Annotated in this window: 13 protein-coding genes; 7 read left to right on the top strand and 6 right to left on the bottom strand. The window is 70.3% G+C overall.

All coding sequences use genetic code 11. The annotated features are described in order from the left end of the window. Positions 1-23: 23 nt before the first annotated feature. The 3 genes from ACFYOH_RS19435 to ACFYOH_RS19425 all read right to left on the bottom strand — a co-directional run bounded on the left by ACFYOH_RS19435 (position 24) and on the right by ACFYOH_RS19425 (position 1,674). Positions 24-251, bottom strand: coding sequence for a hypothetical protein (locus tag ACFYOH_RS19435; RefSeq protein ID WP_388627037.1), 228 nt, complete (start codon positions 249-251; stop codon positions 24-26). A 194-nt stretch (positions 252-445) separates the two neighbouring features. Further along, positions 446-1,003 carry a toxin-antitoxin system, toxin component gene (locus ACFYOH_RS19430; protein ID WP_388627035.1) on the bottom strand — a complete coding sequence of 186 codons (558 nt, stop codon included), beginning with the start codon at positions 1,001-1,003 and terminating at the stop codon, positions 446-448. A 14-nt stretch (positions 1,004-1,017) separates the two neighbouring features. Then, complete coding sequence (locus ACFYOH_RS19425; protein ID WP_388627033.1) at positions 1,018-1,674, bottom strand: helix-turn-helix domain-containing protein; 657 nt, start codon at positions 1,672-1,674, stop codon at positions 1,018-1,020. A gap of 254 nt (positions 1,675-1,928) precedes the next feature. Between ACFYOH_RS19425 and ACFYOH_RS19420 the strand changes: the two genes are divergently transcribed. The 7 genes from ACFYOH_RS19420 (at position 1,929) to ACFYOH_RS19390 (ending at position 10,908) form a co-directional block, all read left to right on the top strand. After that, positions 1,929-2,600 (top strand): hypothetical protein, encoded by a 672-nt coding sequence (locus tag ACFYOH_RS19420; RefSeq protein ID WP_388627032.1) that lies wholly within the window; start codon positions 1,929-1,931, stop codon positions 2,598-2,600. Between the two features lie 136 nt (positions 2,601-2,736). After that, complete coding sequence (locus ACFYOH_RS19415) at positions 2,737-3,735, top strand: LacI family DNA-binding transcriptional regulator (protein ID WP_388627030.1); 999 nt, start codon at positions 2,737-2,739, stop codon at positions 3,733-3,735. 129 nt (positions 3,736-3,864) lie between these two features. Further along, complete coding sequence (locus tag ACFYOH_RS19410; RefSeq protein WP_388627028.1) at positions 3,865-5,217, top strand: ABC transporter substrate-binding protein; 1,353 nt, start codon at positions 3,865-3,867, stop codon at positions 5,215-5,217. Between the two features lie 5 nt (positions 5,218-5,222). Then, positions 5,223-6,179 (top strand): carbohydrate ABC transporter permease, encoded by a 957-nt coding sequence (locus tag ACFYOH_RS19405; protein WP_388627027.1) that lies wholly within the window; start codon positions 5,223-5,225, stop codon positions 6,177-6,179. Beyond that, on the top strand, positions 6,176-7,051 hold the full coding sequence (locus ACFYOH_RS19400; RefSeq protein ID WP_388627025.1) for a carbohydrate ABC transporter permease: 876 nt from the start codon (positions 6,176-6,178) through the stop codon (positions 7,049-7,051). Before ACFYOH_RS19405 ends, ACFYOH_RS19400 begins: the two co-directional genes overlap by 4 nt. 31 nt (positions 7,052-7,082) lie before the next feature. Next, positions 7,083-8,690 (top strand): glycoside hydrolase family 13 protein, encoded by a 1,608-nt coding sequence (locus ACFYOH_RS19395; protein ID WP_388627023.1) that lies wholly within the window; start codon positions 7,083-7,085, stop codon positions 8,688-8,690. Between the two features lie 73 nt (positions 8,691-8,763). Then, positions 8,764-10,908 (top strand): discoidin domain-containing protein, encoded by a 2,145-nt coding sequence (locus tag ACFYOH_RS19390; RefSeq protein ID WP_388627022.1) that lies wholly within the window; start codon positions 8,764-8,766, stop codon positions 10,906-10,908. A 14-nt stretch (positions 10,909-10,922) separates the two neighbouring features. On the opposite strand, the gene ACFYOH_RS19385 is transcribed toward ACFYOH_RS19390, so the two are convergent. The 3 genes from ACFYOH_RS19385 to ACFYOH_RS19375 are packed head-to-tail and all read right to left on the bottom strand — an operon-like array spanning position 10,923 to position 13,080. Then, positions 10,923-11,852, bottom strand: a complete 930-nt coding sequence (locus ACFYOH_RS19385; protein WP_388627021.1) for a PDR/VanB family oxidoreductase — start codon at positions 11,850-11,852, stop codon at positions 10,923-10,925. Then, on the bottom strand, positions 11,849-12,019 hold the full coding sequence (locus ACFYOH_RS19380) for a hypothetical protein (RefSeq protein WP_388627020.1): 171 nt from the start codon (positions 12,017-12,019) through the stop codon (positions 11,849-11,851). The genes ACFYOH_RS19385 and ACFYOH_RS19380 overlap by 4 nt, the downstream gene beginning before the upstream one ends. Next, on the bottom strand, positions 12,016-13,080 hold the full coding sequence (locus ACFYOH_RS19375) for a Rieske 2Fe-2S domain-containing protein (RefSeq protein WP_388627018.1): 1,065 nt from the start codon (positions 13,078-13,080) through the stop codon (positions 12,016-12,018). Before ACFYOH_RS19375 ends, ACFYOH_RS19380 begins: the two co-directional genes overlap by 4 nt. Positions 13,081-13,158 lie beyond the last annotated feature (78 nt).

Here is a 13,158-nt window from a genome sequence, read left to right as displayed (position 1 = left end):
GCGGCTCGGAGCACCGGGCTCGGTCAGGCCGGCGGGCACCAGTCGCGCAGCAGCCGGAAGAACTGCTCCTCGTTGCCCGCGAGGCCCGCGCGCGCCAGGGCCTGTTCCGCCTCGGCCAGCACGGCGGGCGGCACCACGGCGGGCCGGCCGGCGTCCGGTGGCCCGTCGAAGGCGGCGCGCACGGTATGCAGCAGCCGCAGATAGGCCTGTACGGCGGTGCGCTCGCGGTCGGTCAGTACGGCGGTGGGCATCGATCGGCTCTCCCCGAATAGGCGTCACGGTCGCGCGCCCTGCGGCGCACCTCTCCAGCTTGCCGCCCACCACTGACAACGCCGTTCGGTCCCGTCCCGGTTCGCCCGCTCAGCCGAGGCCGAATCCTTTCGGTACGGCCTGCAGGGGTGAGCGGCGTGTCGTCCGCGGCCCGACCCTGCGCCGTACGGCCGGATCAGCCCTGTGACCCCGGATAGCCCAGGGACGCCTCGATGCGCCCGGCCACGTCGTCCCGCTGCACCGGGCCCCGCAGGGCCGAACCGGCCAGCCAGGTACGGCACTTGCTGGCCAGCAGCAGACCGAAGGCCTCCGCGTCCCGCTCCTCGGCGCGGTCGAAACGGGTCCGGGCCGCGATCCGCTGCACCGTGGCCTGGAGCGCCTCCTGGTCGGTGTCGTCGTGCAGCAGCCGCGTGGCGACCCCGACGCCATCGACGTGGTGTCCGCGGTGGTCGGCATGCATGTGCCACAGCTCGTGGCCGAGAATCACCAACTGGTGGTCGGGCGCGGTGCGTTCCTCCACGACGACGAGGTCGCGGTCGGTCAGGTCCAGCCACAGCCCGCTCGCCGTGCCCGGCGGGAAGGCGGCCGCGCGGAAGTGCACCGGGCGACCCCGGCGGCGGCTCATCGCCTCGCACAGCGCGCCGTACAGCTCCCGCGGTGGCGCCGGCGCGGGCAGCGCGAGCCCGCCCACCAGCTCGCCGCACAGCCGGCGCATGTCCCTGCCGATGCCCACAGTCCTCCCCCGGCTCACGACTCGGGCCGTTTGACGCTCTCCAGGAGCATGTCGAGCCACTCCGCGACCTTGTCCCGGTGCTGGTCGGTGGGCAACTGCGCGGCCCGCCAGGCTATTCCGCGCACCCCGTGGTCCTGCAGCAGCCGCTCCAGCGGATCCTCCTCGGCCCCGGCGGCGGCCCGTTCCCGGTCGGCGAGCTTCGTCAGCAGCTCCTGCTCGGTGCGCTGCAGGGCGCCCGCCAGCGCCTCGGGGTCCTCCGCGGTCAGGAAACCGGCGTGCACCCGGAAGAAACGCTGCAGCGCGTCGCAGTGCTCCATGGTCGGCCGCCGGTCGCCGTTGATGAGGGCGCCGGCCTGCTGCCGTGACATGCCCGCGCCGTCGGCGATCTCCTGCTGGGTGTACTTGCGGCCGTTGGGTTTCAGCCGGGTGCGCCGCAGCAGGCCCAGGCGCTGCAGAAAGCGTGCCTGGACATCCGGTTCTCCGGCGGGCCGGCCGGCGAGCAGGGCCTTGACCACCGGCTCCGGCACCCCGCAGGCCACGGAGAGCCGCCCGACGTCGAAGACCTCGGCATGCGGCACGCCGAGCCGGTCGGCGAGCGCGGTGACGCGGGCGACGACGGCCGGCAGCTGGGCGGTCGCCGTGGCGCCCGGATCCTCGTAGCCATCCGTCACCGACAGAACTCCTACGTCTCTCGAGGGCTTCAGATGTGTCCGTGCTTCTGAGTCCGTGATTCTCACGAGCGATCGCCGTGAACTTCCCGGAGAGTATCGGGTGCCTCGAACTCACATCCAGGTGTCGCCACAACTGTGGCGAATTTCAGCCGTCAATGCGCGCGGAATGCCACGATAGTTGACACGGTCTTGTCGCGGGCCGCAGGATCGCAGGGCCGCGTGAAGGCCGCAGAGGCAAGAGGGGTGACCTCCCGATGGCACATCAGGCAGGAGGGCAGCGGCCGGCACCGCGGCCCGTCCCCGAGACCTGCGAGACCCAGGCGTATCTCCAGGACTACGCCGCACTGCTGGAGTCCCTCGGCTGCCCGTCCCTGGTCGTCGACCACCGCTGGGACGTGGTCATGGCCAACGGCGCGTTCGAGACACTTTTCCGGGGGGTGCGCCCGCACGCGACGGCCATGCCCGGTGACAACTTCCTGCGGTTCGTCCTGTTCCATCCGGACGCGGGAGAGGTCCTCGGCGAGCACGAGCAGGGCTGGTGCCTGCCGATGCTGGCCCACCTCAGGACCGCCCTGGAGACGTACGGTCACGACCAGGAACTCCAGGCGATCCGCCGGGACATCGCCCAGGACCCGCTGATGGAGGCCGCCTACCGGCAGGGCCTGCCGCACTGGATCCGTGCCGTCGGCGAGAGCGCGACCCGGCTCGACGGGGCCGTCCGCCTGCTGGTCCACCCCGATCCGCGGCGCGGCCGCGCCGAGTGCCGCCTTGTCGAGGAGACGCCGGAGATCCTGCGCGGTCTCGGCTACCGGCGCCTTTCGATGGTCGTGCGGGAGAACCGTCGGCCCGCGGCGCCCGTACGCCGCCCGCGCCGCCTCCGAGGCACGGCGGCCCATCTGACTGTCGTACCGGCCACCGAGAGCTGACCCGGCACCGCCGGCGTTCAGGTCGCCGGCGGCGCCGGGTCGGAAGAATCCGTCGCCCGGCAAGGAGCGCTCTGAAAGGCGCTCTGCTTCCGCCCTTACGCAAATCGCTTGCATGACTTGCGCTAGGCTTGCGTACATGACACGACGACTTGCGGAAGTGGCGAAGAAGGTCGGCGTCAGCGAAGCGACCGTCAGCCGGGTGCTCAACGGCAAACCCGGGGTCTCCGACGCCACCCGGCAGGCGGTGCTGACGGCACTCGACGTGCTCGGTTACGAGCGCCCCACCCAGCTGCGCGGCGAACGCGCCCGGCTCGTCGGCCTGGTGCTGCCGGAGCTGCAGAACCCCATCTTCCCGGCGTTCGCCGAGGTCATCGGCGGCGCGCTCGCCCAGCTCGGACTCACCCCGGTGCTGTGCACACAGACCAAGGGCGGGGTCTCGGAGGCGGACTACGTCGAACTGCTGCTGCAGCAGCAGGTCTCCGGCGTCGTGTTCGCCGGCGGCCTGTACGCGCAGGCGGACGCCCCGCACGACCACTACCGGCTGCTCGCCGAGCGCAACATCCCCGTCGTGCTGGTCAACGCGGCCATCGAACACCTCGGCTTCCCGGGCGTGTCCTGCGACGACGCGGTCGCCGTCGAGCAGGCCTGGCGGCACCTCGCCTCCCTCGGTCACGAGCGCGTCGGACTGGTCCTCGGCCCCGGCGACCATGTGCCCTCGGCCCGCAAGCTGGCCGCCGCGCGGGCGATCGCCGGCGACCTGCCGGAGGAGTTCGTCGCCCGGGCGATCTTCTCCATCGAGGGCGGTCACGCCGCCGCGTCCCGGCTGATCGACCGCGGTGTCACCGGTATCATCTGCGCCAGCGACCCGCTCGCCCTCGGCGCGATCCGGGCCGCCCGCCGCAAGGGACACGACGTCCCCGGCCGTATCTCCGTCGTCGGCTACGACGACTCGGCCTTCATGAACTGCACCGAGCCCCCGCTCACCACCGTCCGCCAGCCCATCGAGGCCATGGGCCGCGCGGCCGTCGAGCTGCTGAACGCGCAGATCGGCGGCACCGCCGTACCCGCCGACGAGCTGCTGTTCGAACCCGAGCTGGTGGTGCGGGGGTCCACCGGGCAGGCTCCGCGCGGCTGAGATCGAGAAGATCCGACTGCTTGTCGAACAATTTCAGATTCTGCGCGACATCTTGCGTCACGATGTCGGCGGTGCTTGAGTGTGCGGCGCCCACCGGTCCTGCCATGAGTGCCATCAGGGGGTCCACCGATGAGAAGCACCGGGTTCCGTCGTACCTTCGTCGCGATCGGCGTCTGTTCCTCGCTCGCCCTTGCCGCCACCGCCTGCGGCTCCGGCGGCGACGACTCGGCCGGCGGCAAGACGCGCATCACTGTCAACTGCGAGCCGCCCAAGAGCGCCAAGGTCGACCGGAGGTTCTTCGAGGAGGAACTCGCCTCCTTCGCCAAGCAGAACCCGGACATCGACGTCGTCGCGCACGACGCCTTCCCCTGCCAGGACCCGAAGACCTTCGACGCGAAGCTCGCCGGCGGTCAGATGGAAGACGTTTTCTACACGTATTTCACCGACGCCCGGCATGTCGTGGACATCCACCAGGCGGCCGATCTCACGCCGTACCTGAAGGACCTGAAGTCCTACGGCACCATCCAGAAGCAGCTGCGGGACATCTACACCGTCGACGGAAAGGTCTACGGCATCCCGCGCACCGGATACAGCATGGGGCTGATCTACAACCGCAAGCTGTTCCAGAAGGCCGGCCTCGACCCCGACAAGCCGCCGACGACCTGGGACGAGGTCCGCGCCGACGCCAGGAAGATCGCCGACCTCGGCAACGGCACCGTCGGATACGCCGACTACAGCGCGCAGAACCAGGGCGGCTGGCACTTCACCGCCGAGCTGTACTCCCAGGGAGGGGACGTCGTCGCCAGCGACGGCAAGAAGGCCACCATCGACACCCCCGAGGGCCACGCAGTCCTGCGGAACCTGCACGACATGCGGTGGACCGACAACTCGATGGGCAGCAAGCAGCTCCTCGTCATCAACGACGTGCAGCAGATGATGGGTTCGGGCAAGCTCGGCATGTATCTCGCCGCCCCCGACAACATCCCGATCCTGGTCAAGGAGAAGGGCGCGAACTACGACGACATCGCCATCGGCCCGATGCCGGGCGGCAAGGGCACGCTCATCGGCGGCGACGGCTACATGTTCGACAAGAGCGACACGCCCGCCCAGATCCGGGCCGGCCTGAAGTGGCTGGACCACATGTTCCTCACCCCGGGAACGGGCTTCCTCGGTGACTACGCCCGCGCCAGGAAGAACAACGCCCCCGTCGGCCTGCCCGAGCCGCGCCTGTTCACCGGCGCCGCCGACGCCAAGGACCAGCAGGCCAAGAAGGCCAACGCCAACGTCCCGGTGGAGAACTACCAGTCCTTCCTCGACGGCAACCAGCAGCTGCAGATGAAGATCGAGCCGCCGGACGCGCAGCAGATCTACTCCGTCCTCGACTCGACCGTCTCCGCCGTCCTCACCGAGAAGGACGCCGACATCGACCAGCTCCTCAAGGACGCCTCCGGAAAGATCGACGGCATCCTGGCCCGGAGCTGACCGCCATGACGAAGACAGCCGACCGGCGGCCCGCGACCCGGGCCGCCGTCCACCCGGTCCCGGCGCCGCCCCCGGTAGGGGGCCGGAGGCGGCGCCGCCTCCTCGACCAGGCCCGCGCCTACGCCTTCCTCCTCGGCGGCCTCGTCTGCTTCGCCCTGTTCTCCTGGTACCCGGCGATCCGCGCGGTCGTCATCGCGTTCCAGAAGTACACGCCCGGCTCGAAGCCCGAGTGGGTCGGCACCGCCAACTTCACCCGAGTGCTGCACGACCCCGAATTCGGCGCGGCATGGCGCAACACCCTGTACTTCACCCTGCTCGCCTTGCTGATCGGCTTCGCGATCCCCTTCCTCCTCGCCCTCGTCCTCAACGAGCTGCGGCACGCCAAGGCCTTCTTCCGGGTCGTGGTCTATCTGCCGGTGATGATCCCGCCGGTGGTCAGCGCCCTGCTGTGGAAGTGGTTCTACGACCCCGGAGCCGGCCTCGCCAACGAGGCGCTGCGCTTCCTCCACCTGCCGGCGTCCAACTGGTCCAACGGCACCGACACCGCGCTCGTCTCCCTGGTGATCGTGGCGACGTGGGCCAACATGGGCGGCACCGTCCTCATCTACCTCGCCGCCCTGCAGTCCATCCCGGGCGAGCTGTACGAGGCCGCCGAACTGGACGGCGCGAACCTGCTCCAGCGCGTCCGGCACGTCACCGTCCCGCAGACCAGGTTCGTGATCCTGATGCTGATGCTCCTGCAGATCATCGCCACCATGCAGGTGTTCACCGAGCCGTTCGTCATCACCGGCGGCGGACCGGAGAACGCCACGGTGACCGTTCTCTACCTCATCTACAAGTACGCCTTCCTCTACAACGACTTCGGCGGCGCCTGCGCCCTCAGCGTCATGCTCCTGGTGCTGCTCGGCGCCTTCTCCGCCGGCTATCTGCGGCTCACCCGCACCGAGGGGGACAGCGTATGAGCACCCGCACCCTGATCTCCCCGGCCACCCTCGCCCGCCCGCGCGGCAAGGCCGTCTACTGGACCGTGTTCACGGCCGTCGTCGTCCTCTTCGCGTTGGCGTTCCTCTTCCCGGTCTACTGGATGGTGACCGGCGCGCTGAAGTCGCCGGACGAGGTGGCCCGCACACCGCCGACGCTGATCCCCGAGCACTGGCACCTCGGCGGCTACACCGACGCCTGGGACCTGATGCAGCTGCCGCGGCACCTGTGGAACACGGTGGTGCAGGCGGCCGGCGCCTGGGCGTTCCAGCTGGTGTTCTGCACGGCCGCCGCCTACGCCCTGTCCAAGCTGAAACCGGCCTTCGGCAAGGTGATCCTCGGCGGCATCCTGGCCACCCTCATGGTCCCGGCGCAGGCCCTCGTCGTACCGAAGTACCTCACGGTCGCCGACCTGCCGCTGATCCACACCAGCCTGCTCAACGACCCCCTCGCCATCTGGCTCCCGGCCGTCGCGAACGCCTTCAACCTCTATCTGCTCAAACGGTTCTTCGACCAGTTGCCCCGCGATGTGCTGGAGGCCGCCGAGATCGACGGCGCCGGCAAGACGCGCATCCTGTGGTCGGTGGTGCTGCCCATGTCCCGGCCGGTGCTCGGCGTGGTGTCGATCTTCGCGCTGGTCGCCGTCTGGCAGGACTTCCTGTGGCCGCTGATGGTCTTCTCCGACACCGACAGGCAGCCGATCAGCGTGGCCCTGGTCCAGCTGTCGCAGAACATCCAGCTCACCGTGCTCATCGCCGCCATGGTGATCGCCAGCATCCCGATGGTGGCGCTGTTCCTCGTCTTCCAGCGGCACATCATCGCCGGGATCAGCGCGGGCAGCACCAAGGGCTGACGCCGCCGCCACGTATAGAAAGGGAAGCTCCGTGGGACAGCCCACCCATGCCCGAACGGACCGCGACTGGTGGCGCTCGGCCGTCATCTACCAGGTCTACGTCCGCAGCTTCGCGGACGGCGACGGCGACGGCACCGGCGACCTCGCGGGCGTCCGCGCCAAGCTGCCGTATCTCGCCGAACTCGGCGTGCACGCACTGTGGTTCACCCCCTGGTACCTGTCACCCCTGAAGGACGGTGGCTACGACGTCGCCGACTACCGGACCATCGACCCGGCCTTCGGCACCCTCGCCGAGGCGGAGAAACTCATCGCGGAGGCCCGGGAGCTGGGCATCCGGACCATCGTCGACATCGTGCCCAACCACGTCTCCGACCAGCACCCCTGGTTCCGGGCCGCGCTCGCCGCCGGACCCGGCAGCCCGGAGCGCGAGCTCTTCCACTTCCGGCAAGGGCTCGGACCGAACGGCGAACTCCCGCCGAACGACTGGCCGTCGCAGTTCGTCGGCTCCACCGAACCGGTGTGGACGCGGCTGCCCGACGGCGACTGGTATCTGCACCTGTTCACGCCCGAGCAGCCGGACCTCAACTGGGCCCACCCGGCCGTCCGCCAGGAGCACGAGGACATCCTGCGGTTCTGGTTCGAGCGGGGCGTCGCCGGTGTCCGCGTCGACTCCGCCGCCCTGCTCGCCAAGGACCCGGCCCTGCCCGACCTCGCCTGGCACCCCGAGCCGCACCCCTTCGTCGACCGCGACGAACTCCACGACGTCTACCGGTCCTGGCGGCGCGTCGCGGACGAGTACGACGGCGTCTTCGTCGGCGAGGTCTGGCTGCCCGACGCCGAGCGCTTCGCCCGCTATCTGCGCCCCGACGAACTCCACACCGCCTTCAACTTCTCCTTTCTCTCCTGCCCCTGGGACCCCGGCCGGCTGCGCGCCTCGATCGACACCACCCTCGCCGAGCACGCCCCCGTCGGTGCCCCGGCCACCTGGGTGCTGTGCAACCACGACGTCACCCGCACGGTCACCCGCTACGGCCGCGAGGACACCGGGTTCGACTTCGCCTCCAAGGCCTTCGGCACCCCGTCCGACCTGGCGCTCGGGACCCGGCGGGCGCGGGCCGCCGCCCTGCTGTCGCTGGCCCTGCCGGGCGCGGTGTACCTCTACCAGGGGGAGGAACTCGGGCTGCCGGAGGCCGAGATCCCCGTCGACCGCATACAGGACCCGATGTACTTTCGCTCGCGGGGAGCCGACCCGGGCCGGGACGGCTGCCGGGTGCCGCTGCCGTGGGTCGCCGGTATGCCGCACGCGGGATTCGGTGCGCAGCAGGAGCCCTGGCTGCCCCAGCCGGCCGACTGGCCGTCGTACGCCGTCGACCGTCAACAGCGGGACCCCGGCTCCATGCTCTCCCTCTACCGCCAGGCCGTCGCCACCCGCCCGGTCTTCGGCGACGGCCCCCTGACCTGGCTGCCCGCCCCCGACGGGGTACTGGCCTTCATCCGTGCCGAGGGGGCGATGTGCGTGGTCAACTTCGCGCCCACACCCGCCGACCTCCCCGCGCACTCCCGACTCCTGCTGAGCAGCGGCCCGCTGGACGACGCCGGCCGGCTGCCCCAGGACACGGCGGCCTGGCTGCGGAGCTGAGCCGCCGACGCACCGCGCTATCCCCGCACCCCCACCTCGAAGGGATCAGCACATGCAGATAACTGTCAGGAGCATGCCAGCCGTTGGGGTGGCTGTGGTTCTCGCCGCCGGAATGCTCGTCGCCGTCGCGCCCGCCGCCCACGCCGCCGCCGGCGCGGCCCTCCCCTTCACTTCGGTGGAGGCGGAGTCGGCGACCACCTCCGGCACCAGGATCGGCCCGGACTACACCCAGGGCACGCTCGCCTCCGAGGCCTCCGGACGGCAGGCCGTGCGCCTCACCTCCGGACAGCGCGTCGAGTTCACGGCGCCCCAGGCCGCCAACGCCGTCAACGTCTCCTACAGCGTCCCCGACGGCCAGACCGGCACGCTCGACGTCTACGTCAACGGGGTCAAGCTCGCGAGCACCCTGACCGTCACCTCCAAGTACTCCTACATCGACACCGGCTGGATCCCCGGCGCCAAGCAGCATCACTTCTTCGACGACGCGCGCCTGATGCTCGGCCGGAACATCCAGGCGGGCGACAAGGTCACCTTCGAGTCGACCGGCACCCAGGTCACGGTCGACGTCGCCGACTTCGAGCAGGTCGCGGCGCCCGCCACCCAGCCCGCCGGCTCCGTGTCCGTCGTCTCCAAGGGCGCCGACCCCAGCGGCAACGGTGACTCCACCCAGGCCTTCCGGGATGCCATCGCCGCCGCCCAGGGCGGAACGGTCTGGATCCCACCGGGTGACTACAAGATCACCTCGTCCCTCAACGGCGTGCAGAACGTGACACTCCAGGGCGCCGGCAGCTGGTACTCGGTGGTGCACACCTCCCGGTTCATCGACCAGTCCAGCTCCTCCGGGAACGTCCACATCAAGGACTTCGCGGTCATCGGGGAGGTCACCGAGCGCGTCGACTCCAGTCCCGACAACTTCGTCAACGGCTCCCTCGGCCCGAACTCCTCCGTCTCCGGCATGTGGATCCAGCACCTGAAGTGCGGCATGTGGCTGACCGGCAGCAACGACAACCTGGTCGTGGAGAACAACCGCTTCCTCGACACCACCGCCGACGGCATCAACCTCAACGGCACCGCCAGGGGCGTCGTCGTCCGCAACAACTTCCTGCGCAACCAGGGCGACGACGCCCTCGCCATGTGGTCGCTGTACTCGCCGGACACGAACTCCAGCTTCGAGAACAACACGATCACGCAGCCCAACCTCGCCAACGGCATCGCCATCTACGGCGGTACCGACATCTCCGTGAAGAACAACCTGGTCTCCGACACCAACGCCCTCGGCAGCGGTATCGCGATCTCCAACCAGAAGTTCATGGACCCCTTCTCCCCGCTGTCGGGCACCATCACGGTCGACGGCAACACACTCGTGCGCACCGGAGCGATGAACCCCAACTGGAACCACCCGATGGGCGCGCTGCGGGTCGACTCCTACGACAGCGCGATCAACGCGACCGTGAACATCACCGACACGACGATCGCCGACAGCCCGTACAGCGCCTTCGAGTTCGTCTCCGGCGGCGGACAGGGCTACCCGGTGAAGAACGTCGACGTCACCGGAGCGACGGTCAAGAACACCGGAACGGTCGTCGTCCAGGCCGAGGCACAGGGCGCGGCCACCTTCAGGAACGTCACCGCCACCCAGGTCGGGGCCGCCGGCATCTACAACTGCCCCTACCCGGCGAACTCCGGCTCCTTCACCCTCACCGACGGCGGCGGCAACTCCGGCTGGTCCAGCACCTGGTCGGACTGCTCCACCTGGCCCCAGCCCGGCCAGGGCAACCCCGACCCCGACCCGAACCGCAACCTCGCCAAGGGCAGGCCGGCCACCGCGACCGGCTCCCAGGACGTCTACACGCCCGGCAAGGCGGTCGACGGTGACGCGAACTCCTACTGGGAGTCCACCAACAACGCCTTCCCGCAGTCCTGGACGGTCGACCTCGGCTCGTCCTACGCCGTACGCCGCCTGGTGCTGAAGCTGCCGCCGTCTGCGGCCTGGAGCGCCCGCACCCAGACCATCACCGTGCTCGGCAGCACCGACGGCGCGACCTACGCGACCGTCGTGGGCTCCCAGGGCTACCGCTTCGACCCGGCCACCGGCAACACGGCCACCGTCGCCCTGCCGAGCAGCACGAACCTGCGGTACCTCCGCCTCACCGTCAGCGCCAACACGGGCTGGCCGGCCGGGCAGTTCAGTGAGGTGGAGGCCTACCTGACGTCCTGAATCCAGGACCACCCTCACAGATCCAGCACCAGACGGGCGCCCCGGCACCGGGACACACAGATCATCATCGTGTCTCCCGCCGACCGCTCCTCCTCGGTGAGGACCGAGTCCCGGTGATCCGGGGCGCCCTCCAGCACATCGGTCTCGCAGGTGCCGCACGTCCCTTCCGTGCAGGAGTAGAGCACCTGAACCCCGGCGGCGCGTACCGCGTCCAGTACGGACACCTCCGGCGGGACGGTGACGGTCCGGCCGCTGCGGGCGAGCACGACCTCGAACGCCCCGTCCATGCCCGGCTGTTGCTCCTTCGGCTGGAAGCGCTCCACACGCAGCACTCCGGCCGGGCAGCGCTCCTCGACGGCGTCCAGCAGGGGCCCCGGACCGCAGCAGTACACCAGGGTGCCCTCGGGCAGGTCGTCGAGCACCGGGCCCAGGTCCAGCAGGCCGGTCTCGTCCTGCGGGGCTAGGGTGACCCGGTCGCCGTAGCGGGCGAGCTCCGGGGTGAACGCCATGGACGAGCGGGTGCGTCCGCCGTAGAGCAACGTCCAGTCGGCGCCCGCCTGTTCGGCTGCGGCGAGCATCGGCAGGATCGGGGTGATGCCGATGCCGCCCGCGATGAACCGGTAGCGGGGCGCGGGCTCCTGCCGGAAGTGGTTGCGCGGCCCGCGCACCCGGATCTTTCCGCCCTCGCCCACCTGCTCGTGCACATGGGCCGACCCTCCCCGCCCGGCCGGTTCGCGCAGCACCGCGATCCGCCACGCCGACCGGTCCGCCGGATCCCCGCACAGCGAGTACTGCCGCTCCAGCCCCGGCCCGAGCAGCAGGTCCACATGGGCGCCGGGCTCCCAGTCGGGCAGCTCACGGCCGAGCGGATCGCGCAGCGTCAGGGCCAGGACTCCCTGGGCGGCGAACTCCCTCGCGGCCACGACGAGTTCGAGTTCGGTCACCGTACGGCCTCTTCGCTGTCGTGTCCTTCGGGATGCGCCAGCATCCACTCCCACATCAGCACCGGGTCATCGGCGGTGTGCTCCGCACCGCAGTGGCAGGTGCCGTGCAGCAGGTCCGTGCCCGGCAGCCAGTCGATGCGGTAGACCTCGCCGGTACCGGGGCTCACCGGACCTCCTCGACGGGCTTGTCGCCCTCCTCGACCAGGCGGGCCAGGATACGGCGCGCGGCCAGGCCGCCGGTGTCGATGTTGATGCTCAGCTCCTGGTAGCCGGTGCGTTCGGTGCCGAGGGTGCGCTGCAGCAGATTGAGCGCGTCCACGTCCTGCATCACCACGGTGTGGTTGTTGGCCCGCAGGAACTCGGTGACCTCGGCGTCCTCGGTCGCCCAGTCCCGGGACACCGCCCAGAAGTCGTACACCTTGCCGTCCGCCGAGGGCGTGATGGCGTAGGTGATCTCGGTGTGGAAGCCGTGCGGGTCGCCGCCGTCCGGCTCCGGCACGACGCCCACCGGCGCGATCCGGCTGTGCAGCAGATACAGACAGGGTGCGTGGTACTCGATGTCCTGCCAGCGGGTGATCCGGCCCTCGATGCCGGTCGAACGGGCGTAGAACGACGGGCACTCGGCGTCGTCCATGTGCCGGCTGACCCGGACCACGCCCGCGCCCTCGTCCACCTCGGTGGTGATGGGCGTCTCGGCGACCTCGGGGGTGCCGATGTATCCGCCGTGCAGATACGTCTCGTGCGACAGGTCGAGGAGGTTGTCGACGAGCAGGCCGTAGTCGGCGTCGATCGGCTCCATGCCGCGCACGGTGGTCCAGCCGGGGGAGTCCAGGTGCCGGGCCCGCGGGATCGTCCGCGGGTCGGCGAGCGCCGGGTCGCCGATCCACACCCAGACCAGCGAGTCCTGCTCCACCACCGGGTAGGAGGCGACGCGCGCGGTGCGCGGGATGCGTTTCTGGCCCGGTACGTAGACGCAGGCGCCGGTGCGGTCGTAGGTGAAACCGTGGTAGCCGCAGACGATCCGGTCGCCGTCCAGGCCGCTGGAGGAGAGCGGGTAGCGGCGGTGGACACACCGGTCGTGCAGGGCGACCGGGCCGCCGTCCTCCTCGGCACGGTAGAGGACGAGCGGTTCCCCGAGGATCGTCCGGCCGAGCAACTCGCGTCGGACCTCCTCGCTGTATGCGGCGACGTACCACTGATTCCGTGCGAAAGCGGTCATGTGCGGCATGGCTGCGACTCCCGTCTGTGGGTGGTGGCCACATCGTCGGGACGTGCCGCACACGGCGCAACGCCGACTTCCGTCTGA

Source organism: Streptomyces sp. NPDC007856 (assembly GCF_042868225.1).
GTDB lineage: Bacteria > Actinomycetota > Actinomycetes > Streptomycetales > Streptomycetaceae > Streptomyces.
Note: the sequence above shows the minus strand (reverse complement) of the source record. Positions and strands in the feature narration are given on the sequence as shown.

Bases quoted from the DNA above. Each gene is read 5' to 3' on its own strand.
- ACFYOH_RS19400 (WP_388627025.1), top strand. From the start codon at position 6,176: ATGAGCACCCGCACCCTGATCTCCCCGGCCACCCTCGCCCGCCCGCGC.
- ACFYOH_RS19390 (WP_388627022.1), top strand. From the start codon at position 8,764: ATGCCAGCCGTTGGGGTGGCTGTGGTTCTCGCCGCCGGAATGCTCGTC.
- ACFYOH_RS19410 (WP_388627028.1), top strand. From the start codon at position 3,865: ATGAGAAGCACCGGGTTCCGTCGTACCTTCGTCGCGATCGGCGTCTGT.
- ACFYOH_RS19415 (WP_388627030.1), top strand. From the start codon at position 2,737: ATGACACGACGACTTGCGGAAGTGGCGAAGAAGGTCGGCGTCAGCGAA.
- ACFYOH_RS19405 (WP_388627027.1), top strand. From the start codon at position 5,223: ATGACGAAGACAGCCGACCGGCGGCCCGCGACCCGGGCCGCCGTCCAC.
- ACFYOH_RS19375 (WP_388627018.1), bottom strand. From the start codon at position 13,080: ATGCCGCACATGACCGCTTTCGCACGGAATCAGTGGTACGTCGCCGCA.
- ACFYOH_RS19420 (WP_388627032.1), top strand. From the start codon at position 1,929: ATGGCACATCAGGCAGGAGGGCAGCGGCCGGCACCGCGGCCCGTCCCC.
- ACFYOH_RS19435 (WP_388627037.1), bottom strand. From the start codon at position 251: ATGCCCACCGCCGTACTGACCGACCGCGAGCGCACCGCCGTACAGGCC.